Source organism: Microbacterium sp. SD291 (assembly GCF_017355365.1).
GTDB lineage: Bacteria > Actinomycetota > Actinomycetes > Actinomycetales > Microbacteriaceae > Microbacterium.
Map to the genome: position 1 here is coordinate 12,838 of NZ_JADIJR010000012.1, position 23,462 is coordinate 36,299.

The 23,462-nt window shown below is 69.9% G+C and carries 20 protein-coding genes; 16 read left to right on the forward strand and 4 right to left on the reverse strand.

Annotation, left to right across the window (positions count from 1 at the left end; genetic code table 11):
* Positions 1 to 170: 170 nt before the first annotated feature.
* The 7 genes from IPV10_RS08725 (at position 171) to IPV10_RS08755 (ending at position 8,478) form a co-directional block, all read left to right on the forward strand.
* Positions 171 to 1,478 (forward strand): sugar ABC transporter substrate-binding protein, encoded by a 1,308-nt coding sequence (locus IPV10_RS08725; protein WP_207482840.1) that lies wholly within the window; start codon positions 171 to 173, stop codon positions 1,476 to 1,478.
* Positions 1,475 to 2,446: a carbohydrate ABC transporter permease gene (locus IPV10_RS08730; RefSeq protein ID WP_207482842.1), complete on the forward strand. Its 972-nt coding sequence runs from the start codon at positions 1,475 to 1,477 to the stop codon at positions 2,444 to 2,446. The genes IPV10_RS08725 and IPV10_RS08730 overlap by 4 nt, the downstream gene beginning before the upstream one ends.
* Positions 2,443 to 3,387 (forward strand): carbohydrate ABC transporter permease, encoded by a 945-nt coding sequence (locus tag IPV10_RS17315; protein WP_207482844.1) that lies wholly within the window; start codon positions 2,443 to 2,445, stop codon positions 3,385 to 3,387. The genes IPV10_RS08730 and IPV10_RS17315 overlap by 4 nt, the downstream gene beginning before the upstream one ends.
* Positions 3,384 to 5,114, forward strand: coding sequence for an amylo-alpha-1,6-glucosidase (locus tag IPV10_RS08740; RefSeq protein ID WP_207482846.1), 1,731 nt, complete (start codon positions 3,384 to 3,386; stop codon positions 5,112 to 5,114). The genes IPV10_RS17315 and IPV10_RS08740 overlap by 4 nt, the downstream gene beginning before the upstream one ends.
* A 129-nt stretch (positions 5,115 to 5,243) precedes the next feature.
* The gene (locus IPV10_RS08745) at positions 5,244 to 6,560 is read left to right on the forward strand and encodes an ABC transporter substrate-binding protein (RefSeq protein ID WP_207482848.1); all 1,317 of its coding nucleotides are present in this window, start codon (positions 5,244 to 5,246) and stop codon (positions 6,558 to 6,560) included.
* A 140-nt stretch (positions 6,561 to 6,700) separates the two neighbouring features.
* Positions 6,701 to 7,585, forward strand: coding sequence for a carbohydrate ABC transporter permease (locus tag IPV10_RS08750; protein ID WP_207482850.1), 885 nt, complete (start codon positions 6,701 to 6,703; stop codon positions 7,583 to 7,585).
* The gene (locus IPV10_RS08755; protein ID WP_207482852.1) at positions 7,582 to 8,478 is read left to right on the forward strand and encodes a carbohydrate ABC transporter permease; all 897 of its coding nucleotides are present in this window, start codon (positions 7,582 to 7,584) and stop codon (positions 8,476 to 8,478) included. The genes IPV10_RS08750 and IPV10_RS08755 overlap by 4 nt, the downstream gene beginning before the upstream one ends.
* Before the next feature lie 174 nt (positions 8,479 to 8,652).
* Here IPV10_RS08755 and IPV10_RS08760 read toward each other — a convergent pair whose 3' ends face one another.
* Positions 8,653 to 9,309, reverse strand: a complete 657-nt coding sequence (locus tag IPV10_RS08760; protein ID WP_207482854.1) for a GntR family transcriptional regulator — start codon at positions 9,307 to 9,309, stop codon at positions 8,653 to 8,655.
* A gap of 158 nt (positions 9,310 to 9,467) precedes the next feature.
* Here IPV10_RS08760 and IPV10_RS08765 point away from each other — a divergent pair, with 158 nt between their 5' ends.
* From IPV10_RS08765 to IPV10_RS08790, 6 genes are all read left to right on the forward strand, one after another.
* Positions 9,468 to 11,651, forward strand: a complete 2,184-nt coding sequence (locus IPV10_RS08765; RefSeq protein ID WP_307861091.1) for a beta-galactosidase — start codon at positions 9,468 to 9,470, stop codon at positions 11,649 to 11,651.
* Complete coding sequence (gcvPA, locus tag IPV10_RS08770) at positions 11,648 to 13,024, forward strand: aminomethyl-transferring glycine dehydrogenase subunit GcvPA (RefSeq protein ID WP_207482858.1); 1,377 nt, start codon at positions 11,648 to 11,650, stop codon at positions 13,022 to 13,024. Before IPV10_RS08765 ends, gcvPA begins: the two co-directional genes overlap by 4 nt.
* On the forward strand, positions 13,021 to 14,601 hold the full coding sequence (gcvPB, locus tag IPV10_RS08775) for an aminomethyl-transferring glycine dehydrogenase subunit GcvPB (RefSeq protein ID WP_207482860.1): 1,581 nt from the start codon (positions 13,021 to 13,023) through the stop codon (positions 14,599 to 14,601). The genes gcvPA and gcvPB overlap by 4 nt, the downstream gene beginning before the upstream one ends.
* On the forward strand, positions 14,598 to 15,920 hold the full coding sequence (locus IPV10_RS08780) for an ATP-NAD kinase family protein (RefSeq protein WP_207482862.1): 1,323 nt from the start codon (positions 14,598 to 14,600) through the stop codon (positions 15,918 to 15,920). The genes gcvPB and IPV10_RS08780 overlap by 4 nt, the downstream gene beginning before the upstream one ends.
* Positions 15,921 to 15,928: 8 nt before the next feature.
* Positions 15,929 to 16,687 carry an SDR family NAD(P)-dependent oxidoreductase gene (locus IPV10_RS08785; RefSeq protein ID WP_207482864.1) on the forward strand — a complete coding sequence of 253 codons (759 nt, stop codon included), beginning with the start codon at positions 15,929 to 15,931 and terminating at the stop codon, positions 16,685 to 16,687.
* A gap of 173 nt (positions 16,688 to 16,860) precedes the next feature.
* A complete protein-coding gene (locus IPV10_RS08790; protein ID WP_207482866.1) occupies positions 16,861 to 18,378 on the forward strand; it encodes an SDR family NAD(P)-dependent oxidoreductase in 1,518 nt (505 codons plus the stop codon).
* A 10-nt stretch (positions 18,379 to 18,388) separates the two neighbouring features.
* Here IPV10_RS08790 and arr read toward each other — a convergent pair whose 3' ends face one another.
* From arr to IPV10_RS08805, 3 genes are read right to left on the reverse strand one after another with little or no spacing between them, the layout of a single operon-like run.
* The gene (arr, locus tag IPV10_RS08795) at positions 18,389 to 18,799 is read right to left on the reverse strand and encodes an NAD(+)--rifampin ADP-ribosyltransferase (RefSeq protein ID WP_207482868.1); all 411 of its coding nucleotides are present in this window, start codon (positions 18,797 to 18,799) and stop codon (positions 18,389 to 18,391) included.
* A gap of 9 nt (positions 18,800 to 18,808) precedes the next feature.
* On the reverse strand, positions 18,809 to 19,888 hold the full coding sequence (locus IPV10_RS08800) for a HAMP domain-containing sensor histidine kinase (protein WP_278249325.1): 1,080 nt from the start codon (positions 19,886 to 19,888) through the stop codon (positions 18,809 to 18,811).
* Positions 19,889 to 19,898: 10 nt separating this feature from the next.
* On the reverse strand, positions 19,899 to 20,600 hold the full coding sequence (locus tag IPV10_RS08805) for a response regulator transcription factor (protein ID WP_207482872.1): 702 nt from the start codon (positions 20,598 to 20,600) through the stop codon (positions 19,899 to 19,901).
* A gap of 102 nt (positions 20,601 to 20,702) precedes the next feature.
* Between IPV10_RS08805 and IPV10_RS08810 the strand changes: the two genes are divergently transcribed.
* Genes IPV10_RS08810 through IPV10_RS08820 form a run of 3 tightly spaced genes read left to right on the forward strand, consistent with a single transcriptional unit; the run spans position 20,703 to position 23,448 of the window.
* Positions 20,703 to 21,320 carry a M15 family metallopeptidase gene (locus IPV10_RS08810; RefSeq protein WP_207482874.1) on the forward strand — a complete coding sequence of 206 codons (618 nt, stop codon included), beginning with the start codon at positions 20,703 to 20,705 and terminating at the stop codon, positions 21,318 to 21,320.
* Complete coding sequence (alr, locus tag IPV10_RS08815; protein ID WP_207482876.1) at positions 21,317 to 22,465, forward strand: alanine racemase; 1,149 nt, start codon at positions 21,317 to 21,319, stop codon at positions 22,463 to 22,465. Before IPV10_RS08810 ends, alr begins: the two co-directional genes overlap by 4 nt.
* Positions 22,462 to 23,448, forward strand: a complete 987-nt coding sequence (locus IPV10_RS08820) for a D-alanine--D-alanine ligase (protein ID WP_207482878.1) — start codon at positions 22,462 to 22,464, stop codon at positions 23,446 to 23,448. Before alr ends, IPV10_RS08820 begins: the two co-directional genes overlap by 4 nt.
* Positions 23,449 to 23,462: the final 14 nt, after the last annotated feature.

The following is a 23,462-nucleotide window of genomic DNA, read 5'->3' on the forward strand; positions in this document are numbered from 1 at the left end:
CATTCTGCTCCCCGGGGTGGCCGGGCGTCACGCCGAAAGGCGCGATCCCGACGTCACGAGATGGTCTCGACGACGTCATCCCCTTGACACCTCTGCGTTTTGTATACAGAATACGACTATGCCCCGAGGGGTACCCGACGCAGTCTTCCGATGATGAAAGAGGTAGCGAGATGGCACGTGTGAAGGCGACGCGATATCTGGCAGCAGGTGCCGCCGGTGCCCTGGTCCTGGGGCTCGCCGCGTGCAGCGGCGGCGGAGGCGGAGGAGTCGCGGACGATGGCAGTGCCACGGTCGTCTGGTCGACCTGGGGCACCGCCGACGAGCTCAAGCGCTTCGACGCGTTCAACAAGGAGTTCATGGAGCGCCACCCGGAGATCACCGTCAAGATGCAGCCGGTCGCAGGCTACGGCGACTACCACCCCAAGCTGCTCGCGCAGCTGGCCGCCAACAAGGCGCCCGACGTCTTCTACATCGGCGACGACCAGATCGGCCAGTTCATCGACTCCGGCCGCCTGATGCCGGTCAAGGAGCTCATGGAGTCGGGCGACAGCAAGACCGCCACAGACGACTTCTTCCCCGGACTGTTCGGTGCGGCGGAGAAGGACGGCGAGTACTACGGCGTCCCGAACGACTCCAACCCCGACGCACTCTGGTACGACAAGGCGACGCTCGAGGCGGCGGGAATCACCGAGGACCCAGCGACCCTGGCCGAGAACGGCGAGTGGACGACGGAGAAGTTCCTGGAGATGAACGACAAGCTCGCTGCCGCCGGCATCGGCGGCACGATGTTCTGGAACTACTGGGCCACGCACTGGAGCTGGCTGTCGTCCCAGGGAGCTGCGGCGCCGTACGACGAGTCCGGCGCGTTCGTCGCACACGAGGACGCGGAGTCGGTCGAGCTGATCCAGGAGCTGGGTGACCGTGTGCAGGACGGCCAGTTCATCGTCGCCGACACCCTCCCCGACGGCGCGGGCGCCGACAGCGTGTTCGTCACCGGCAAGGCGGGCTTCTTCATCCAGGGCCGCTACACGATCAGCGCGGTCAAGGAGGCAGGCACCGCCGACAACGTCGACGTCGTGCGCTGGCCCACGCCCGACGGCGCCGAGGCGCCGACCGGCGTCGCCGTGTCATACCTCGCGATCAACAGCGGGACGAAGGTGAAGGATGCCGCGTTCACGTTCTGGACCGAGTTCCTGAGCGCCGAGGGGCAGCTCTCGCGCCTCTCCGGCGACGGCAACGCCGTTCCGTCGATCGCGGGCGCCGACGAGGTCGTGCTCGAGGACGACTACCCGATGCACGCGCAGACCATGCTCGACATGCGCGACATCGGCTTCGTCGACTACGCCGCCGAGGCGGAGGTGCCGAACCTCCCCACCGACATCGCCGCGATCTTCCTCAAGCTGTACGAGGGCAAGCAGGATGCCCAGGCCACGCTCGACGAGGTCGCCGATCTGGTCGCGGAGAAGACGGGCGAATGACGACGTCCGGCATCGAGGGGGCGGTCGCCGAGGCGGCCGCCCTCACGAGTGCGCGCCCCGATCCGCCGCGGCGGACGGAATCGGCCTGGCGGCGCCGCGATCGCGCCTGGGGCTGGCTGTTCGTCGGCCCCCAGCTCATCGGCATGGGCGTGTTCGTGGTCCTGCCGTTCTTCGCGAGCATGGTGCTCGCGTTCGCCTCCTGGAACGGTCTCACGGCGCTCGAATGGGTCGGCTTCGACAACTTCGCCGACCAGTTCCAGGACGAGCTGCTCTGGCGCTCCATCGCGAACACCCTCTTCATCGCGATCGTCACGGTGCCGATCGGGCTCGGGCTCGCCGTCGTGATCGCGGTGGCGCTGGAGAAGCTCAAGACCCGCACCCTGTACCTCGTGCTGTTCTTCGCCCCCGTGATGACCTCGACCGTCGCCGTGGCGATGATCTGGCAGCAGATGTTCCGCGCCGACGGCATCATGTCCGCCGCGATCGCGAAGGTCCTCGGCATCGCCCCGCCGGACTGGCTCGGCGATCCCAAGCTCGCGCTCATCGCCGTGTCCATCGTGACGATCTGGGCATCCCTCGGGCTCAACGTCGTCATCTTCCTCGCCGGCCTGCAGAACATCTCGCCCGGCGTCATCGAGGCGGCCCGCATCGACGGCGCCGGCGCCTGGCGGATCTTCTGGAGCATCCGCCTTCCGCTGCTGTCGCCCATCATCTTCTTCTCCAGCGTCGTCGCGTTCATCTCGTCGCTGCAGACCTTCGACACCGTGTACGTGCTCGTCGCCGACGCCGGACCCGACAACGCCACTCGCACGATCGTCTACCACATCTTCGATCTCGGGTTCCGGCGGTTCGAGTTCGGGCCGTCGAGCGCCGCATCGATCATGCTGCTCGTGATCACGCTGATCATCACCGCGATCCAGTTCGGCGCGCAGAAGAGGTTCGTGCACTACGAGGAGGACGCCGCGTGACCGCTCCCGTCGTCCGTCTCACCGACGGCACCCAGCAGCCGCCCACCGAGTCGACCGTGGCCCTCGTCGCGCCCGGTCGCCGTCAGCGCAGCACGCCGGTGCGCGACCGTGCCAAGCGGCGCCTCAACTCCACAGTGCTGCACGTACTGCTGGTTCTGGGCGCGATCGGCATGGTCTTCCCGTTCGTGTGGATGCTGCTGACGTCGTTCAAGACGCTGCCCCAGCTGCTCAAGGACCCGCTGTCGATCCTCCCGAGCCCGTGGACCGTCGACAACTACACCGAGGCGTGGACCTCGGTGCCGTTCGGGCAGGCGTACGTGAACAGCGCCTACATCGCGGTGCTCGTCGTGATCGGCACGCTCATCACGGCGTCGATGGCCGGCTACGCCTTCGCCCGCATCCCGTTCCGGGGCAGCAGGGTGATCTTCATCGTGTTCCTCGCGACGCAGATGATCCCCGCGCAGGTCACGCTGATCCCGTTCTATCTGCTGATGTCGCAGTTCGGCTGGGTCGACTCCCACCTCGCCCTGATCGTGCCGGGGCTCCTGGCCAACCCCTTCGCCGTGTTCCTGATGCGCCAGTTCGTGCTGTCGCTGCCACGGGAGCTGGAGGAGGCCGCGATCATCGACGGCGCCGGGCGGTGGCGCATCTTCTGGAGCGTCATCCTGCCGAACCTCAAGCCGGGGCTCGCGGCGCTCAGCATCATCGTGTCGCTCAGCGTGTGGAACGCCTTCCTGTTCCCGCTCGTGCTGCTGAACACGCCGGACCTCTTCACCGTGCCGCTGCTGCTGACCGCGTTCCAGGGGCAGTTCGGCTCCGTCAACTACGGTCTGGTGACGGCGGCGTCGGCGATCTCGACCATTCCGATGCTGATCGTGTTCGTGATCGGGCAGCGGAAGATCCTGAACAGCATGGCCGCCTCGGGGCTCGGAGGACGATGACTCTCGCTCTGCTTGCCGGAAGGCACCTCGACCTCGTCTCGGCGCCGTTCACGCTGCCGCGCTCGCGCGTGCTCGTGTTCCGCTCCTCCTCCGGAGACGGGGTGCTCGTGCACACCTCCGAGTACGAGAAGCGGCTCTCGGAGTGCCGGGTGCTCGATTCGGTCGTGGTGACGGATGCCGAGGGGCACATGCTCCCGGTGGCGGATGCGCTCCCAGGGCGGGTGCGCTTCGCCCTCCCTTCTCGGTCGTTGAGTGAGGACGTTCCGGACCTTCAGTCGAGCGTCGGAGACGAGCGTTTCGTCTCGCTTCGCTCGCTCAACGACCGGGAAGCGGCCGAAGCCACGCTCGCGTTCGCCGACCCGTCGACGCTGAGCCTCGGCGGAACCCCCGGCACGCGGGTGCGCCTCGAGCGCCCGGACGGCAGCATCGAGGAGCATCCGCTCGATGCCGGCATCCGCCTGCACATCGCCGCCGATCGCACCGTGACCGTCGACTCCGGCGACCACGGCGCGGCCCTCGCCGCGACCGCGACGATCTGGGACGACTGGTTCGCGAAGTGCCCTGTCGTCCGCGACGACCTGCAGGAGATGACCGCGTTCTGCTGGTGGGTGCTCGGCGCCAACATCGTCGAGCTGCCATCGCTGGGCGACGCCCGCGCGATCGTGCCTTCGAAGATCGGCTACGTCGGGCTCTGGCAGTGGGACGCGTATTTCATCGCCGTCGGCCTCCGCCATGGCGACCCCGAACTCGCGCGCGAGCAGCTGGCGATCGCGTTCCGGTTCCCGCAGCCCGACGGGCAGCTGCCCGACGTGGTGCACGAGCTCGGCGTGCTGGCGACGAGTGACGACCTCCCCGAGAGCGACCGCGCGAACCTCCGCCGCGCGGGCTCGCAGATCGCCGACCCGAGCGCCCCGGTGCCGCTGACCAAGCCGCCGCTCGCGGCCTGGGCGCTGCGCAAGGTGCTCGAGGTGGCCGACGACCCGGAGTTCGCGCGGGCGCAGCTGCCCCGGATCATCGCCTCACAGGACTGGTGGTTCGCCGGCTCCGACCTCGATCATGACGGGATGCCGGAGTACGGGCATCCGTACTCCTCCGGCCTCGACGACAGCCCGATCTTCGACGGTCCGCTGCCGACCGCCGCTCCGGATCTCGGCGCCTACCTCGTGCGGCAGGACCTCGAGATCGCCGCGCTCCTCGAACGGTACGAGCCGGATGCCGACCCGACCCGTTTCCGCGAGCGCGCCGCCGTCACGCAGGAGCTGCTGTTGAGGATGTGGTCGCCCGAGCACGGCCGCTTCCTCGCCTACGGCGGGGGCGAGGCTCAGCTCAGCGACACCGTCGTCGGGCTGATGCCGCTGCTCACCGGCACGCTTCCCGCGCCGATCGCCGACACTCTGCGCGCCGCCGTCGATGACCCGTCGCGCTTCGCCCTCGAGTACGGGCTGCCGACCGTCGCGGCATCCGACCCCGACTTCTCGCCCGAGCGCATGTGGCGCGGTCCGATCTGGGTCAACACGAGCGTGCTCGTGGCCGAGGGGCTCGAGGCGTCGGGCTGGCCGGAGCGCGCGCGAGAGCTGCGTGAGCAGACGGTCGCGCTGGTGATCCACGGCGGCGGCCCGCACGAGTACTTCAACCCGCACACGGGCCGCAAGGCCGACCGCGCCACGACCGCCTTCGGCTGGTCCGCCGCGCTGTTCATCGACCTCGCCGTGGGCCTCAGCGGCTGACCCTCCGCCGCTCCCGTCGCGAAAAAGCTCGCCAAACGGCCTCCGAACCGGGCTTTTTCGAGACGGGAGCGAAGGGGGGAACTGCACACACGATTTGTATTCAATATTCACTAGACGAAGGAGTCCTGAATGAACACCAAGCCCATCGCCCTCGCGGCCCTCGCTGCGGCCGGCCTCGCACTCGCGGGCTGCGCGACCGGCGGAGTCCCCACCGGGGGCTCCGGATCGACGGCCCTCGACCCCGACGCGAAGCTCGACGGCGAGATCACGGTCTGGTCGTGGGACGTCGGCGCGGTCGCCCTCGAGCGCCTCGCCGCCGACTTCGAGAAGGAGCACGAGGGCACGACCGTCAACGTCGTCGACGTCGGCTACGACAACGCGTACGACAAGATGTCGGTCGGCTTCCAGGCCGGCACCGGCCTTCCCGACGTCGTCACGATCGAGACGGATGCCGCGCCCGGCTACATCACGCAGTTCCCGAAGGGGATGCTCGACCTGAGCCCGATCCTCGGCGACGACGAGGCGGACTTCGACCCGTTCAAGTGGTCGGCGGGGTCGGATGCCGAGGGCACGCTGCGCATCGCGCCCTGGGACTCCGGCACCGTCGCGATGTTCTACCGCACCGACATCGTCGAGGAGGCGGGCGTCGACATCGAGGCCGTGCAGACCTGGGATGACCTCATCGCGGCCGGCAAGGTCATCAAGGAGACGACCGGGCACACGCTGATGTCGACCGACATCGCGGCCGGCGCCGGCTTCCAGGCGCGGCTGCAGCAGCTCGGGCAGGGCCTCTTCAACGAGAAGGGCGAGATCACGATCGATTCGCCAGAGGCTGTACGCGTGCTCACCATGCTCAAGGAGATGAACGAGGCCGGCCTGCTCAAGAACGTGACCGGCTGGGACGGGAGGGTCACCTCCGCCAAGGACGGCGACTCCGCCGTGACTGCCGAGGCGGTGTGGTGGATCGGCACGCTGCAGGGCGACGCCCCCGAGCACGCAGGCAAGTACGGCGTGCTGCCGCTGCCCGCGTTCGACGAGGGCGGCGCACGCACCTCGAACAACGGCGGCTCCGGTCTCGCCGTGCCCGCGCAGGCGAAGAACCCGCAGCTCGCGGCCGCCTTCGTGGACTTCGTGCTGGCGGATGCCGGCAGCCAGGCATCCATGATGAAGAACGAGGGCCTGTTCCCCTCCTACCTGCCGGCGCTCGAGGACGAGCAGTTCGCAGAGCCGGTGGACTACTTCGCCGGCGACCCCGTATACGAGACGTTCGCCGAGCTCACCGGCGAGATCCCGCCGATCGTGTTCACCTCCGACAGCGCCGAGGCGACCGACATCGTGGCGAACGCGGTCTCCGCGGCGGTGCTGAACGGCGCGGACCCGGCGACCGTGCTGGCGGACGCCGCGAAGCAGCTCGCGACGTCGACCGGCCGGGAGATCGCGGACTGATCATGGCTCGTCTCCGCTCGCGCATGCCCCGCCGCGGTGCGGTGCCGGCATCCGTGTCCGATGTCGGTCCGGGGGCCGACACGCCAGATGAAGGACGTTTCGGCACGGTCGGTCCGACATCTGGCGCGTCGGCGCCCAGGATGCCCGGGGCAGGACGGCGGCCGCGCCGGCTGGACCCGGGCAGGGCCGGGCGCTGGTTCGTGCTGCCGGCCGCCGCCCTGCTCGTGTTCTTCTTCGCATACCCGCTGCTCGCGTCGCTCTGGCAGAGCCTGTTCCGCACCGAGGCCGGCGTCACGCAGTTCGTCGGCCTCGGGCAGTACGCGCGACTGTTCGCCGACCCGCTGATCGCGAAGAGCCTGTTCAACGCCGGCCTCATCCTGATCGTCCAGGTGCCGCTGATGATCGGGCTCGCCGTGGGCCTCGCCTACCTGCTGAACCAGTCCTGGCTGCGGTTCCGGTCGGGGTTCCGGCTGCTCACCTTCCTCCCCGCGGTGACGACCCTCGTCGCCTACGCGGTGGTGTTCCGGGTGCTGCTCGCGACCGACGGCGGCGCCGTGAACCAGATGCTCGGCGTCGTCGGCATCGCCCCGATCGACTGGCTCAACAACGAGTGGTGGGCGCGGGTCGCGGTCATCGCCGCGGTCACGTGGCGCTGGACCGGCTACAACATGGTCATCATCCTCGCCGGGCTGCAGTCGATCCCGCCGGAGCTGTACGAGGCGGCGAAGGTCGACGGCGCCGGCCGCTGGCAGACCTTCTGGCACATCGTGCTGCCGCAGCTGCGCCCGGTGCTCATCTTCACGGGGATCACCTCGACGATCGGCGCGCTGCAGCTGTTCGACGAGAACTTCATCCTCACCGGCGGCGGCCCCAGCGACGCCACGCTCACACCGGTGCTCTACCTCTACAAGGTCGGGTTCCGGCAGTTCGACTTCGGCTACGCATCCGCCATCGCCTGGATGCTCGTGCTGCTCACCGCGATCATCGCGATCATGCAGTTCCGGCTCATGAGGGAGAAGCCATGACCGATCTCGCCACCCGCACCATCGTCACGGAAGGCCGGGAGACGCGCAGCAGCGGAGCCGGGGAGCGCGGCATCCGATCGCGGATGCTCAGACTGCCGCTGTATCTGCTGCTGATCGCCGCCTCGGTGGTGTCGATCATCCCGTTCCTGTGGATGGTGATCGCTTCCACGCATCCGACCTCGGAGCTGTTCGGCACGCCTCTGCCGGTGCTGCCGGGCGGCGACCTGTGGGTGAACCTCGCCCGGCTCGAGGAGAGCATCGGCTTCAGCCGGGTGATGCTCAACAGCCTTCTGATCGCGGTGATCTACACGGTGTTCAGCTCGGTCGTCAGCATCATGGCGGGTTACGGCCTCGCCACCTACCGGTTCCGCGGCCGCGGCATCCTGCTCGGGCTCGTGCTGGTGACCATGATGATCCCGATGCAGGTGCTGCTCGTGCCGCTGTTCCAGATCATGGCCGGGATGGGGTGGATCGACACCTATCAGGCCGTCATCCTGCCGTTCCTCGCGAACGCGTTCGGGATCTTCCTGATGCGGCAGGGGTTCCTCGACTTCCCGCCCAGCCTGATCGAGGCCGCGCGGATCGACGGGGCGAGCGAGCTGCGGACCTTCTACCGGATCGTGCTGCCGGTGGCGAAGCCGCAGATCGCGGCGCTCGTGATCTACACGTTCATCAGCCAGTGGAACTCGTTCATCTGGCCGCTGCTCATGCTCAACACCGAGGCGAACTACACCGTGCCCGTCGCGCTGAACACGATGATCGGCATGAGCCGCGTCGACTACTCCGGCCTCATGCTCGGCTCGCTGCTCGCGACGCTGCCCCTGATGATCCTGTTCCTGGTGTTCCAGAAGCAGTTCGTCGCCGGGCTCCTGGGCGGAGCCGTCAAGGGGTGACCCCCGCCTCGGTGCGCCGGTCGCGAAGAGGCTCGCTATTCGGCGGGAACAGCGGGCTTTTTCGCGACGGGAGCGGAGGAGAGTCGGGATCAGCGCCTGCCCGGTGAGCAGGTTGCCGGCGTGCAGCACGGCGAACAGGGCCGCCGAGACGAGCGCGACCACGAGGTCGGCGGGCTACGCGGAGAAGTAGCTGCTCGTGGCGTTGTCGATGATGCGCTGCATGCCGTGCATCCAGTTGGCCTTCAGCGCCACGATCGCGCCCGGGATGTCGCCGGCCGCGAGACGGGTGGCGATCTCGGCGTGCTCGGCGGCGACGCGCTCGACCTTGACGTCTTCGGGGACGAGCAGCGACTCGTAGCGGTGGAACGAGCTCCGCACGCTCTCGATCACGGCGAGCAGCCGGGAGTTCGGGCATGTCGAGAGCATCACGGAGTGCCACTCGTCGTCCTTGGTGATGACGAGCTGGTGCTCGACGAGCTCGTCGGCGAAGGCATCCGCCATCTCCTTGAGGCGTGCGCCGATCGACCGCAGCTCGTCGGGCGGGCTGAGTTCGAGCGCCAGGCTCTCGAGAGCGGCCATGACGGGGGCGAGGTCACGGAACTCGGAGGCGCTGAGCGGCACGAAGCGGAAGCCCTTGCCGTTCTCGCTCTCGATCTGCCCCTCGGACTCGAGCGCGATCAGCGCTTCACGCAGCGGGGTGCGGCTGACTCCGAGTTCGCCGGCGAGCTGGACCTCGTTGATCCCCTCTCCGGGCTGGACGAGACCGGCCCGCATCCGGGCGAGGAGCTCCTCGCGTACCTGAGAGCGCAGGTTCTTGCGTTCGATGGCCATCGGCCGTCCCCCTTCTGCGTCGCGCCCTGCCCGTCAGCCTATGGCTTGACGGCTCCGGTACGACGACCTACTGTGGTGTATACAGAATACAGCGGTGTTCGGGAATGCACCAGAGCAAGACGGAAACCGCTCCCGGCCAGACTCAGAGAGGAGCCCACGTGTCCGCACCCTCGTCAGCAGACGGCGGCGATCAGCCGATCCGACGTGTCCGCATCGACGCGCTCGCCTACGGTGGCGACTACAACCCCGACCAGTGGTCGGAGGAGGTCTGGCACGAGGACATCCGCCTGATGCGCGAGGCCGGCGTGAACATGGTGAGCCTGCCGATCTTCAGCTGGCCGCAGCTGGAGCCCGAGCCCGGGGTCTACGACTGGGAGTGGCTCGACCGCATCATCGACCTGCTGCATGAGGCCGGCATCCGCATCGATCTGGCCACCGCAACCGCCACCCCGCCGTCGTGGCTGCTGCGCGCGCACCCCGAGATGGCGCCGTGGGATGCCGACGGCCACCGGCTCGAGTTCGGCTCCCGCCAGACCTACTGCCCGTCGTCGCCGGTCTGGCGCGAGAACGTCGAGCGGATGACGCGGGCCATGGCCGAGCGCTACGGCGAGCACCCCGGGCTCGCGATGTGGCACATCTCGAACGAGTACGGCGATCACACCTCTCGCTGCTGGTGCCCCGAATCGGCCAAGCACTTCCGCCGCTGGCTGGAGAACCGATACGGCGACCTCGACGGCCTCAACGAGGCGTGGGGCGTGAACGTGTGGGGTCAGCGGTACACGGCGTGGGACCACATCGAGACGCCGAAGAAGGCGCCGGGGCCGATCAACCCGACCAAACTGCTCGACTTCGAGCGGTTCTCGTCGGATGCGCTGCTCGAGCTGTTTCAGGTCGAGATCGACGTGCTGCGCGAGGTCACCCCCGACATCGCGGTGACGACGAACTTCATGAGCATGTTCCGCGACCTCGACTACTGGGACTTCGCCGCTGTGGAGGACGTCGTGACCGACGACGCCTACCCCGAGCCCGCAGACCCCACCTCGCACGTCGGCGCCGCGCTGAACTACGGGCTGATGCGCTCGCTCAAGGGCGGGCAGCCATGGCTGCTGCTGGAGTCGTCTGCCAGTGCCACCAGCTGGCGGGACGTCAACGTCCCGAAGGCGCCGGGAAAGATCCGGGTCGAGAGCCTGCAGGCCGTCGCGCACGGCTCGGATGCCGTGATGTTCTTCCAGTGGCGCCAGGCCAAGTACGGCCAGGAGAAGTTCCACTCGTCGATGCTCGGGCACCGTGGTGAGCGCTCGCGCAGCTTCCAGGAGACCAAGGCGCTGGGACTCGAGCTGCGCAAGCTCGAGCCGGTGCGCGGCACACGGGTGCGCTCGCGGGTCGCCCTCGTCGTCGACTGGGACTCGTGGTGGGGATCGAGCGCGCTGGAGTCGCTTCCCTCGCAGCGGCTGCAGTGGGCGCGCCAGGCCAGGGAATGGCATCGCGCGCTCTACACGCTCGGCCAGCCGACGGATGCCGTGCGCGCCACCGGCCCGTTCGACGCGTACGACGTGGTCGTGGTGCCGAACCTGTACATCACCGAGCAGCCGCAGGCCGATGCGCTCCGGGAGTTCGTCGAGCGCGGCGGGCACCTCGTCGTCGGCCCGTTCTCGGGTGTCATCGACGCCACCGAGAAGGTGCACGACGGCGGCGCCCCCGGACCGCTGCGCGACCTCCTCGGCATCGAGGTCGACGAGCAGTGGCCCATCGCCGACGGACGCACCGAGTCGATCGACTACGGTCATGACGTCCTTACGGCGCCGAGCTGGAGCGAATGGATCGAGGCGGATGCCGACGTCGAGGTCCGCGGCACGTACGCCTCGGGCGAGCTGGCAGGGCTGCCCGCGGTGACGCGTCGCGCGGTCGCGGGCCGAGAGGGCGCGGGTCAAGAGGGCGACTCCGGTGGAGAGGGTGCTGGTCGCAAGGGAGGCTCCGGCTCCGCCTGGTACCTCAGCGCGATGCTCGACCACGACAGCATGCTCCCGGTCTTCCGCGACGTGCTCCGCACCGCCGGCCTCCCCGCGCGAGACGACACCGACGTCGACGTCGAGGTCGTCACCCGTGCCGATGACACCACCGACTACACGTTCTACCTGAACCACGGGCAGAGCCCGGTGTCGTTCGAGCTCGCGGGACCCGCGACCGACCTGCTCACCGGCATCCGCCAGTCCGGGCGCCTCGACCTCGGCCGCTACGGCGTCGCGGTGCTGGCGGCTCCCTGTTCCGAGAGCATCCCGTTCTCCACGATCATCCCGAATCACCCGACCCCCTCTGTGAACCACGTGAAGGAGGAAGCATGACCTTCGTGCATCCGTACATCCCCAACACGGCACCCGAGTCGCGCGCAGCGATGCTCGCGGCCGTGGGCGCCGCATCCATCGACGAGTTCTACGCCGACATCCCCGAGTCGCTGCGCCTGAACCGCTCGCTCGACCTCCCGGCCCCGCTCGTCGCCGAGCAGGACCTGGCCAGGCACGTCCGCGGCATCCTGGCGAAGAACCGGTCGACGCAGGAGCGACTGAGCTTCCTCGGCGCCGGCGTCTACAACCACTACGTGCCCGCCGTCGTCGACGAGGTCATCGGCCGCAGCGAGTTCCTCACCGCCTACGCCGGTGAGCCCTACGAGGACCACGGCCGCTTCCAGGCGCTGTTCCAGTACCAGTCGCTGATGGCCGAGCTGCTCGAGATGGACGTCGTGAACGTCCCCACCTATGACGGCTACCAGGCCACCGCCACGGGCCTCACCATGTCAGGGCGGATCACGGGCCGGCCTCGGGTGCTCGTCGCCAGCGACGTGCTGCCCGCGAAGCTCGCCAAGGTGGCCGACTACGTGCGGGCCCACCTGACGCTGGAGCATGTGCCGACGATAGACGGCACCGCCGACATCGCGGCCCTCGCCGCCGCGCTCGGCGACGACGTCGCGGCCGTCTGGGTGGAGACCCCCAGCGCCACCGGCGCCGTCGAGGCCGCCCTGCAGCAGATCGCGGATGCCGCGCACGCCGCCGGCGCAGTGCTCGTCGTCGGCACCGACCCGATCGGCTACGGCATCCTCACCCCGCCCTCCCTGGGCGGTGCCGACATCGTCACCGGCGACATCCAGTCGCTGGGACTTCACCAGTGGTACGGCGGCGCCCACGGCGGCTTCATCGCGGTGCACGACGATCCGAAGTTCATCATGGAGATGCCCTCGCGCCTCTTCGGTCTCGCGACCACCGACGTCCCCGGCGAATACGGCTTCGGCGACGTCGCCTACGACCGCACCTCCTTCGCCCACCGCGAAGAGGGCAAGGAATGGGTCGGCACGGCCGCCGCCCTCTGGGGCATCGCCGCCGGCGTATACCTCTCCCTGATGGGGCCCGAGGGCATGGCCGAGCTCGGCGAGACCCTCCTCGCGCGCACCCGGTACGCGCAGCAGGCGCTCGCCGCGGTGCCAGGCGTCGAGCTGGACGACGACGCCGTGCACCTGCGCGAGTTCACCGTGACCCTCGCCGTCCCGGCATCCGATGTCGTCACCGCGCTCCGCGAGCAGGGCATCGAACCCGGCGTCGTCGTGGACTCGCACCGCCTGCTGGTGTGCGTCACCGAACTCACCTCCCAGGCCGACATCGACACCCTGGCGGGCGCGCTCGCCTCCGTCATCACCCCTGAACTCGCTGAGGAGAACAAGCGATGAGCCTTCCCGTCGCCCCGAAGCCGGCCATCCGCCGCTTCCAGCAGGCTCGCTGGGACGAGCCGATCATCTTCGAGCTGTCCACCCCCGGTGAGCGCGGCGTGCTCGTCTCGCAGGTCGAGCCGGGCGTCCGCGACGCCGTCGGCGACGTGGTCGGCTCGCTGCCGGCATCCCTGCGTCGCGCCTCGAAGCCGAAGCTCCCCGAGATCGGGCAGATGCGGGTGCTCAAGCACTATCTGCGCCTGTCGCAGGAGAACCTCGGCGCCGACTTCAACGTCGACGTCGGCCAGGGCACCTGCACCATGAAGTACTCGCCGAAGATCAACGACCAGCTGATCGGCACCCCTCAGCTCACCGACATGCACCCGCATCAGGATCCGGCCGACGCGCAGGGCGTGCTCGAGATCGTCTGGAGCCTCGAGCGGATGCTGGCCGAGATCTCCGGCATGGACGAGGTCTCCCTGCACACCCAGGGCGGATCGGCGGCGATCTGGTCGAACATCGCGATGATCCGCGCGTACCACGAGGCGAACGGCGAGGGCGAGCAGCGTCGCGAGGTCATCACCACGATCTTCAGCCACCCGTCCAACGCGGCGGCGGCGAAGGCGGCCGGCTATGAGGTCATCACGGTGTTCCCGGATGCCGAGGGCTACCCCGACCTGGCCGCGCTCAAGGCGGCGCTGTCCCCGCGGACCGCGGCGATCATGGTCACCAACCCCGAGGACACCGGCATCTACAACCCGGCGATCAGGGAATGGGTGGATGCCGCGCACGCCGTCGGCGCCCTCGCCTCGTACGACCAGGCGAACGCCAACGGCATCCTGGGCATCACGCGCGCCCGCGACGCCGGCTTCGACGTCTGCCACTTCAACCTGCACAAGACGTTCTCCACCCCGCATGCGTGCGGCGGCCCCGGCGCCGGCGCGAACGCGGTTTCGGCGGCGCTGGCTCCGTTCCTCCCGGGGCCTCGCGTGGTCCGTCAGGATGACGGGACCTTCGACGTCGCCGACGAGGGCGCGCAGTCGATCGGGGCGGTCGCGCCGTTCCACGGCGTGATCCCGAACATCGTGCGGGCCTACTCGTGGATCATGGCGCTCGGCGCCGAGGGGCTCCTGGCGGCGGCGGAGATCGCGGTGCTGAACAACAACTACCTGATGGCGCGGGTGCTCGCGATCCCCGGTGCCTCGGCGCCGTACGCGACGGGGCGCCGGCGCATCGAGCAGGTGCGGTACTCGTGGGAGGAGCTGTTCCAGGACACCGGTGTCTCGTCCGAGGAGATCGGCATCCGGATGACCGATTTCGGCATGCACTACTGGACCAGCCACCACCCCTACGTCGTGCCGCAGCCGTTCACGCTCGAGCCCACCGAGTCGTACTCGATGGCCGAGCTCGACGAGTACGCGGCGACGCTGGCCGAGGTGGCGCGCGAGGCGAGGGAGACCCCCGACGTCGTCCGCACGGCTCCGCACAACCAGACCGTGCACCATACGCACCACGACGACCTCGACGACCCCGAGCGCTGGGCCATCACCTGGCGCGCCTATCAGCGGAAGTACTTCTCGGAGTCCGTCGCGTCGTGATCGGACTGGTCGTCAACCCTGTCGCCGGAGTCGGCGGGCCCGCGGGGCTCGCCGGCTCCGACGGCGCGGACGTGCAGCGCCTCGCCTTCGCGCGCGGCGCCCGTTCGCGCGTGCAGGAGCGGACGGCCATCGCGCTGCGCGTGCTCGCGGCGCAGCATCCGGGAGTCTCCGTGGTGACCGCCGCCGGTGCGATGGGCGCGGATGCCGTGCGCGCCGCCGGGCTGGTACCGCGGGTGGTTCACACGACCCGGGCGTCGAGCGAGGGAGCCGACACGTCACGAGCGGTCGACGCCGTGGCCGCGGCCGGGGCCGACCTCATCCTCGTGGTCGGCGGCGACGGGACGCTGCGCGACGCGGTCGCGGGGCTCGGTCTCGTCGGATCCGGCTCCACAACTCCGGAGAACCGAGCCGTCGCAGCCGGCTCCGGGGCGGTTTCGGCGGAAACCGGTGCGGATCTCCGGAGTCATGGCGGGGCGCGCGGCGGCACAACTCCTCAGGAGACCCCGACCGCAGCCCCCTCGGGCGCGGAATCCGGCGAATCCGGGCCGAACCTGAGGAGTTGTGAACGCGCACCGGCGGTGCTCGGAGTCCCGGCGGGCGTGAAGATGTACTCCCCGGTGTTCGCGGTCAGCCCGTCGGCGGCCGGAGCCGTCGCTGCGGAGTGGATCACGCAGGGCGGCCTGCCCGTCGAGGAACGCGAGGTCCTCGACATCGACGAGGCCGCGATGCGCCGGGCGCGCGTCGACCCCGCCCTCTACGGATTCCTCCGTGTGCCGTACCGGAGCGGCCGCACCCAGGCACGGAAGGCCGCCACTCCCACCACCGAGGCCGCCGCCGTCGAAGCGGCCGCTCGCGGCGTCGTGGCGCGGATGCTGCCAGGCATCCGCTACCTCCTCGGACCCGGTGGCACGACCGCCGAGGTCGCCCGCCGGCTCGGTGTCGAGGGCTCGCCCCTCGGCGTCGACGTCGTCCTCGACGGTGTCGTCATCAGGAAGGGCGCGAGCGAGCACGAGCTCCTCGACGACATCGCCCAGGGCCCCGCGAAGGCCGTGGTGACCGTCATCGGCGGGCAGGGGTTCCTGCTCGGACGAGGGAACCAGCAGCTCTCGGCATCCGTCCTCCGCGCCCTCGGCGACGATCCGCTTCTGGTCGTGGCGCCGGAGCAGAAGCTCATCGACCTGCACGGCCGTCCGCTGATCGTCGACACCGGCGACGCCGAGCTCGATGCGAAGCTGGCCGGACACGTGCGCATCATCACCGGTGTCGGCACCAGCAGTCTCTACGCCGTCGCCGCCCCCGAACTCGTACCCACACAGTAAGGAACACCATGCGTCTCGAGAACAAGAAGGCCATCGTCACCGGCGGCGCCGGCGGCATCGGCCGCGCCACGTCGATCGCGCTCGCCGCGGAGGGCGCGTCCGTCGCCGTCGTCGACCTGAACGCCGAGGCCGCCGAGGCCGTCGCCGCGGAGATCCGCGAGGCAGGCGGCACCGCGATCGCGATCGCCGCCGACGTGGCCAGCGAGGCCGACATCGAGCGCGTCGTCGCCACGAGCGTCGCGGAGCTCGGCGGAGTGAACGTCGTCTTCAACAACGCCGGCATCATCCGCCGCACAACGGCGGTCGAGACGACCGTCGAGGAGTGGGACCGCGTGTTCGGCGTGAACGTGCGCTCGATCTTCCTGATGTGCAAGCACATCGTGCCGATCATGGAGGCCGCGGGCGGCGGCTCGATCATCAACACCGGCTCCGGCTGGGGGCTCAAGGGCGGCGGTCAGGCGATCTCGTACTGCGCCTCGAAGGGCGCGGTCGTGAACATGACACGTGCCCTCGCGATCGACCACGGGCCCGCCGGCATCCGCGTGAACTCGGTCAACCCCGGAGATGTGAACACCGGGATGCTCAGCGAAGAGGCCCGCCAGCTCGGACAGGACCCGGCGGCGTTCCTCGCCGAGGCCGCCGACCGGCCGTTGCGCCGCATGGGCCAGCCCAGCGAGATCGCCCAGGCCGTCGTGTGGCTCGCAAGCGACGACTCGTCGTACGTCACGGGCTCCGCGCTCGTCGTGGACGGCGGCGGCATCGCCTGACGGCATCCGAGCGGCAGAAGCCGGCGAACGGGCACGGATAGTCGGCCGATGTGTGACGGCATCCGTTCCCGTCGCGAAAAGGCTCGTCATTCCGGCCGAATGGCGAGCCTCTTCGCGACGGGAGGGAGAGGGTGCCGGGCCGACCCCCAGGTCTCTCGCGTAAAATCGGCCTAATGACCGACACCCCCGACGCCACCTCCGACCTGGGTGCCGGAATCGACCCCGACGATCTCGCCACTACGCTGCGCGTCCTCGCGGAGCTGCACGAGATCGACAACGAGCATCCGGACTTCGTCGCGGTGCGCCACGCGACCGCCGCGATGTTCAAGGCCGTCAAGCGCGTGCGCCGCAAGGAGATCCGCGACGCGATCGCCGATGCCGACAAGGCCGTCGTCGCCCGCACCGCGACCGGCGCCCCCGACCGCATCGACGACGAGACCCGCGGCCACGATCTCGCGACCAGCGTCATCGACGCTCCGATCGCCGGCGAGCTGCTGAAACCACGCAACTGCTACATCTGCAAGCAGCCGTACACGGTCGTCGACGCGTTCTACCACCAGCTCTGCCCCGACTGCGCCCGCTTCAGCCACGGCAAGCGCAACGCCCGCACCGACCTCTCCGGCAAGCGTGCGCTGCTCACCGGCGGCCGCGCGAAGATCGGGATGCACATCGCGCTGCGGCTGCTCCGCGACGGCGCGCACACCACCATCACCACGCGTTTCCCGCGGGATGCCGTGCGCCGGTTCTCGGCTCTGCCGGACTCGGACGACTGGCTGCACCGGCTGCGAGTCGTCGGCATCGACCTGCGCGACCCGGCCCAGGTGATCGGCCTCGCCGATTCGGTCGCCGCCCAGGGACCGCTCGACATCCTCATCAACAACGCCGCGCAGACCGTGCGGCGCTCGCCGGGTTCGTACTCGCTGCTGGCGGATGCCGAGCTGCAGCCTCTTCCCGACGGACCCCTCCCCGAGATGGAGACCTTCGGGCACACCAACGATCAGCATCCGCAGGCGCTGCAGGCATCCGTCGACGCGCACCCGCTGCTCTCGGTCGCGGCCCTGGGTGGCACGGTCGCAGAGCAGGGCGGGCAGGCGCTCACCGCCGAAGACCTCGCTCGTCTCGCGATGGCCCCGGGGTCGTCGTCGCTGGAGAAGCACGCCGACGGCACCGCGATCGACGCCGGCGGGCTCGTGCCCGACGTGAACCGCGTGAACAGCTGGGTGCAGTCGGTCGATCAGGTCGATCCGCTCGAGATGCTCGAGGTGCAGCTCTGCAACACCACGGCGCCGTTCCTGCTGATCAGCAGGCTGCGGCCCGCGATGGCGGCGTCCGAGTCGAACCGCAAGTACGTGGTCAACGTGTCCGCCATGGAGGGGCAGTTCTCCCGCCGGTACAAGGGCCCAGGGCACCCGCACACGAACATGGCGAAGGCCGCGCTGAACATGCTCACCCGCACCAGCGCCGGCGAGATGCTCGACACCGACGGCATCCTGATGACCGCCGTCGACACCGGCTGGATCACCGACGAGCGCCCGCACTTCACCAAGGTGCGCCTGGCCGAGGAGGGCTTCCACGCCCCGCTCGACCTGGTCGACGGCGCTGCCCGCGTGTACGACCCGATCGTGCGCGGCGAGGCGGGCGAGGACATCCACGGCGTCTTCCTGAAGGACTACGAGCCCAGCCCCTGGTGAGCAGGCGGGTTCAGTTGATGATCTCGCCGTGCTCGTCGTCGCGGATGGCGGCGAGCCGATCCCGCCAGGTCTGCAGCGCCTCCGGCGTGAGCCGCGTCCAGTCGGTCACCTCTTCGACGACGCGAAGGGGCGCCGCGCTGCGGTACGACCTCGTCGGGTTGCCGGGGAACTTCTTGTCGGTCACGTTCGGGTCGTCCTCGAACGCGCCGGTCGGATCGACGAGGTAGACCCGCGGCTCTCCCTCGCCGGTCGCGAGCTCGGCAGCCAGTCCCGCGCCGTCGCGCAGCGCCGTGAAGTAGATGTGGTTCATCACGATCTCGGGGCGGTAGTTCGAGCGGAACCCCGCCGTCAGCAGGTCACCGGCCGCGAGGTCGGCTTTCGTGCCGTGGAAGAACGGCCCCTCATCGAGTGGATTCGTCACCGCGACAGCCTAAGCCTGCGCCGCGAATCCGTGCACGCCGGGATACGGATGCGGCAGCCACACCGTGACGTTCAGACCGCCGCCCGCGCGTGGAGTCAGCACGAGTGAGCCTTCGTGCGCCTGCGCGATGCGCTGCACGATCGCGAGTCCGAGCCCGGCCCCGGCATGGTCGACGTCGCGGGCGCGCTCCGCGCCGCGCTGGAAGGGCTCGGCGATCGTCGCCACCCGATGCGCCGGCAGGTCGGCGCCGGTGTTCTCGACGACGAGAGCCACGGCCTCGGGCCGTGAGTGCGTCCGCACCGTGACCGCACCGCCTTCGGGCAGGTTGTGCACGATCGCGTTGTGCACGAGGTTCGTGATCAGCTGCTGCAGCAGCGCCGGCGATCCGAGAACATGCGCGGCGTCGCCACCGACGTCGATGGTCACCGCGCGACGGCCGGCGAGCGGCGCGAGCGTCTCGACGGACTCTTCGGCGAGCAGCGACAGGTCGACGATCTCGCGGGTGAACGCCCTGCGGTCGGCGCGGCTCAGCAGCAGCAGCGCCTCGGTGAGCTCGATCGCCCTCGCGTTGACCTGCTGCAGGCGGTCGATGAGCGCGTCGACGTCGCGGTGCGGGTCCGTGCGCGCGACCTCGAGCATGGTCTGCGAGATCGCGAGAGGCGTGCGCAGCTCATGCGAGGCGTTCGCCGCGAACCGCTTCTGCTCGGCCATATTGGCCTCGAGCTGCTCGAGCATCGAGTCGAAGACGTCGGCGAGGTCGCGGAACTCGTCTCTCGGCCCTTCGAGCGCGACGCGGTGCGAGAGCGAGCCCTGCGCGGCGAGCTGCGCCGCCCGGCCGATGCGGTCCAGCGGCGCGAGCATCCGCCCGGCGAGAAGCCACCCTCCGCCCAGCCCGATCGCCAGCAGCACGAGCATCACGACGACGACCGCCGGGATGAACGCCCTGGTGAGGTCGGAGCGGTTGGGGAAGAACTCGACGGTGTCGGGTACATACCGCAGCAGGTATACAGCCACCGCCGTCAGCATCAGCACACCGGAGACCACGACGACAGCCGCGTAGCTGAGCGTGAGCTTCAGGCGGGCGCTCATGCCGCGGCGCCTACGCATCGGCATCGGCCCCACCCGCCGGAGGAGCCGCCGACTCCGCACCGATCCGGTAGCCGACGCCCGGCACCGTGAGGATGAGCCACGGCTCACCCAGACGCTTGCGCAGCGACGAGACCGTGATCCGCACGGCGTTCGTGAACGGGTCGGCGTTCTCGTCCCACGCCCGCTCCAGCAGCTCCTCGGCACTGACCACGCCGCCCTCGGCGTCGACCAGGACCTCGAGCACGGCGAACTGCTTGCGGGTGAGAGCGACGTAGCGGCCGTCGCGGTATACCTCGCGGCGGAATGGGTCGAGCCTCAGCCCTCCGACCTCCACCACCGGCGGGCGAGAGCGCTGGCGCCGCCGGTCGAGCGCCCGCAGCCGGAGCACCAGCTCGCGGAGCTCGAAGGGCTTCGTGAGGTAGTCGTCGGCGCCGATCTCGAAGCCCGATTCCTTGTCGTCGAGGCGGTCGGCGGCCGTGAGCATCAGGATCGGGATGCCGCTGCCGGAGGCGACGATCCAGCGTGCCACGTCGTCGCCGGAAGGGCCGGGGATGTCACGGTCCAACACCGCGATGTCGTAGGAGTTGATGCCGAGCAGCTCGAGTGCGGTGTCGCCGTCGCCGGCGATGTCGGCAGCGATCGCCTCCAGTCGCAGGCCGTCGCGGACGGCGTCGGCGAGATACGGCTCGTCCTCGACGATCAGCACCCGCACGACACAGCTCCCATGTGCTCAGAGCTTACGCACCCGGGCATATCGCGAGCATATGGAAAAGCGCATACGTCGTCGCAACAGGCTCCCTTCTTCACTGGAGACATGAACTCAAGCCGCTCTCTCAGACAGCGACGCGTCACCGCCACGATCGGCGTCACGCTGCTCGCCATCGTCGTCGTCCTCTCGGTCATCGTGATCGGGCAGCTGCCGCCGGCCGCGGCATCCGATCGCACGATCACCGCGCCGCTCATGGACGGATCGGTCGGCGAGGACGATGGCCTCATCCACCAGGAGGATCAGATCTCCGTCTTCGATCAGACCCCGGCCGTGGCGAACCTGGACCCGGAGCTGCTCGCCGCCGTGCGCGAGGCAGCGGCCACCGCTGAGCAGGAGGGCGTGCGGATGCACGTCAACAGCGGATGGCGCTCGCCGGCCTACCAGGAGGCGCTGCTCTCGGATGCCGTCGAGAGGTACGGCTCCGCCGAGGAGGCCGCCCGCTGGGTGACCACGGCCGACAACTCGGAGCACGTGTCGGGTGACGCCGTCGATCTCGGACCGGTCGCGGCGCAGGACTGGCTGTCGCAGCGCGGGGCCGAGTTCGGACTCTGCCAGATCTACGCCAACGAGCGCTGGCACTTCGAGCTGCGGCCGGCGGCGGTCGCGAACGGATGTCCGGTGATGTACGAGGATCCCACCGCAGATCCGAGGACGCAGCGATGACCGCCGTGCTCGCGCCGGAGCGCGTCACGCTGTCGAGGATGCACGCGCCGACGCTGTGCACCCTGCCCGACGCCGTCGCCGCGAACGTCGCGCGCATCCGCTCGGCGACCACCGCCCGGATCATGGCGGTCGTGAAGGCCGACGGCTACGGGCTGGGTGCGGTCACGGTCGCGCAGGCCGCGCTTGCGGCGGGAGCGGAATGGCTCGGAGTGACGGATGCCGCTGAGGCGGTCGCACTGCGCGACGCCGGCATCGAGGCGCCGATCCTGGCCTGGCTGAATCCGTCGGGGGTCGACGCCGCGCAGGCGGCAGCCGATCGCGTCGACATCGCGGTCGGCTCGGTCGAGGAGCTCCGCCAGCTGATCGCGGATGCCGCGGCCCCGGTGCGCGTGCACCTGAGCATGGACACCGGCATGGCCAGGGGCGGCTGCCCGCTGGACGACTGGGCGGACCTGCTGCGCCTCGCGCGCGCAGGAGCCGGACGCATCGACGTGGTGGGCGTGATGGGACATCTTCCCCGCGCGGACGAGGCCGATCCCCGAGCCAACTCCGCGGCCGTGCTGCGGATGCGGCATGCCCGCGACGCGGCGCTCCGGGCGGGGTTCGGCTCTCTGCTGGTCCATCTGGCCGCGACCTCGGGCGCGCTCACCGACCCCGCCACGCACTTCGACATGGTGCGCATCGGTGCAGGTCTCGTCGGCATCGACCCGTCGGGAACCGTGCCGCTGCACGGAGCTGCGCGCCTGACGGCATCCGTCGTGCACACTCGCGTCGCGCGGGCTGGCACGTCTGTCGGCTACGACGGCGTCCACGTGACCGAGCGCGACACGCACCTCAGCGTGATCGGCGTCGGGTACGGCGACGGCATCCCGCGCGAGCTCTCCGGAGAGGCCGGCATCGGAGCCGGGACCGGGGCCGGCATCGAGATCGGCGGGACCCGGCATCCGATCGTCGGCCGGGTCTCGATGGACCAGATCGTGGTGGACACCGGCGACGTCGCCTTTCCGCGGGGGACGGAGGCGACGGTGTTCGGGCCGGAAGGGGGTGCGGTGCCGACCGTGCAGGACTGGGCGCGCTGGGCGGCCACCATCCCGCACACGATCGTGACGGGCGTCGGTCCGCGCGTTCAGAGGAGCGTGGCATGACCGCGGTGCTGGTGATCGGCGGAGGGCAGAACTCCGAGCACGAGGTGTCGCTCGCGTCGGCGGCGGCCGTCGCGGAGGCGCTGCGCGCCGGGGGACACGAGGTGAGCACGGTGACGATCTCCCGGGAGGGTGTGTGGGAGGTCCCGGATGCAGCGGCGGGGGTCACGGTGGCCGAATCCCTGCGTCTCACGATGCCGCTCCTGGCGCGCACCGACGTCGTATTCCCCGCAGTGCATGGAGCGCTGGGGGAGGACGGTGCGTTCGCGGCGCTGTGCGCCCTGGCGGGCGTGCGGGTGGTCGGCTCTGACCTGCGTGCCGGGGCGATCGGGATGGACAAGTGGGCGACGAAGCTCGTGGCGGGGGCCGCGGGCATCCGCACCGCACGGGGGCGCCTGGTGGCCGCGGCCGACATCGGCGACGTCGAGTTCGCGGGACCGGTCGTCGTGAAGCCGGTCTCGGCCGGGTCGAGCCACGGCGTGACGCTCGTGCGCGCGGCGGACGAACTGCTCGGAGCGCTGCGCACCGCGGCCGGGTTCGACAGCAGGATCCTCGTCGAGGAGGTCGTGCAGGGGCGCGAGATCGACGTCGCGGTGATCCGCGAAGCCGGGGGCGTGCGCTGGGCGGCCCCGCCGCTGGAGATCCACGCGGCGGGGCTCTTCGACACCGCGACGAAGTACGACGGCACCGCGAGGTTCACGGTGCCGGCGGCGCTGACGGCGGCCGAGGGCGCGACGCTGAGACGCGCGGCGGTGACCATGTTCGACGCACTCGGCTGTGCGGGCGTCGCCAGGATCGACTTCTTCCTCACGGACGAGGGGCCGGTCATGAACGAGGTGAACACGATGCCGGGGATGACGGCGGCATCGCAGGTTCCCCGGATGTTCGCGGCGGCCGACGTGCACCACGTCGACCTGATGACGCGCCTGGTGCGGGCGGCGGAGGTGCCGGGCCGCCGCGCGCCGGCGGGCGCCCTGGTCGGCTGAAGCCGGTCAGCTGG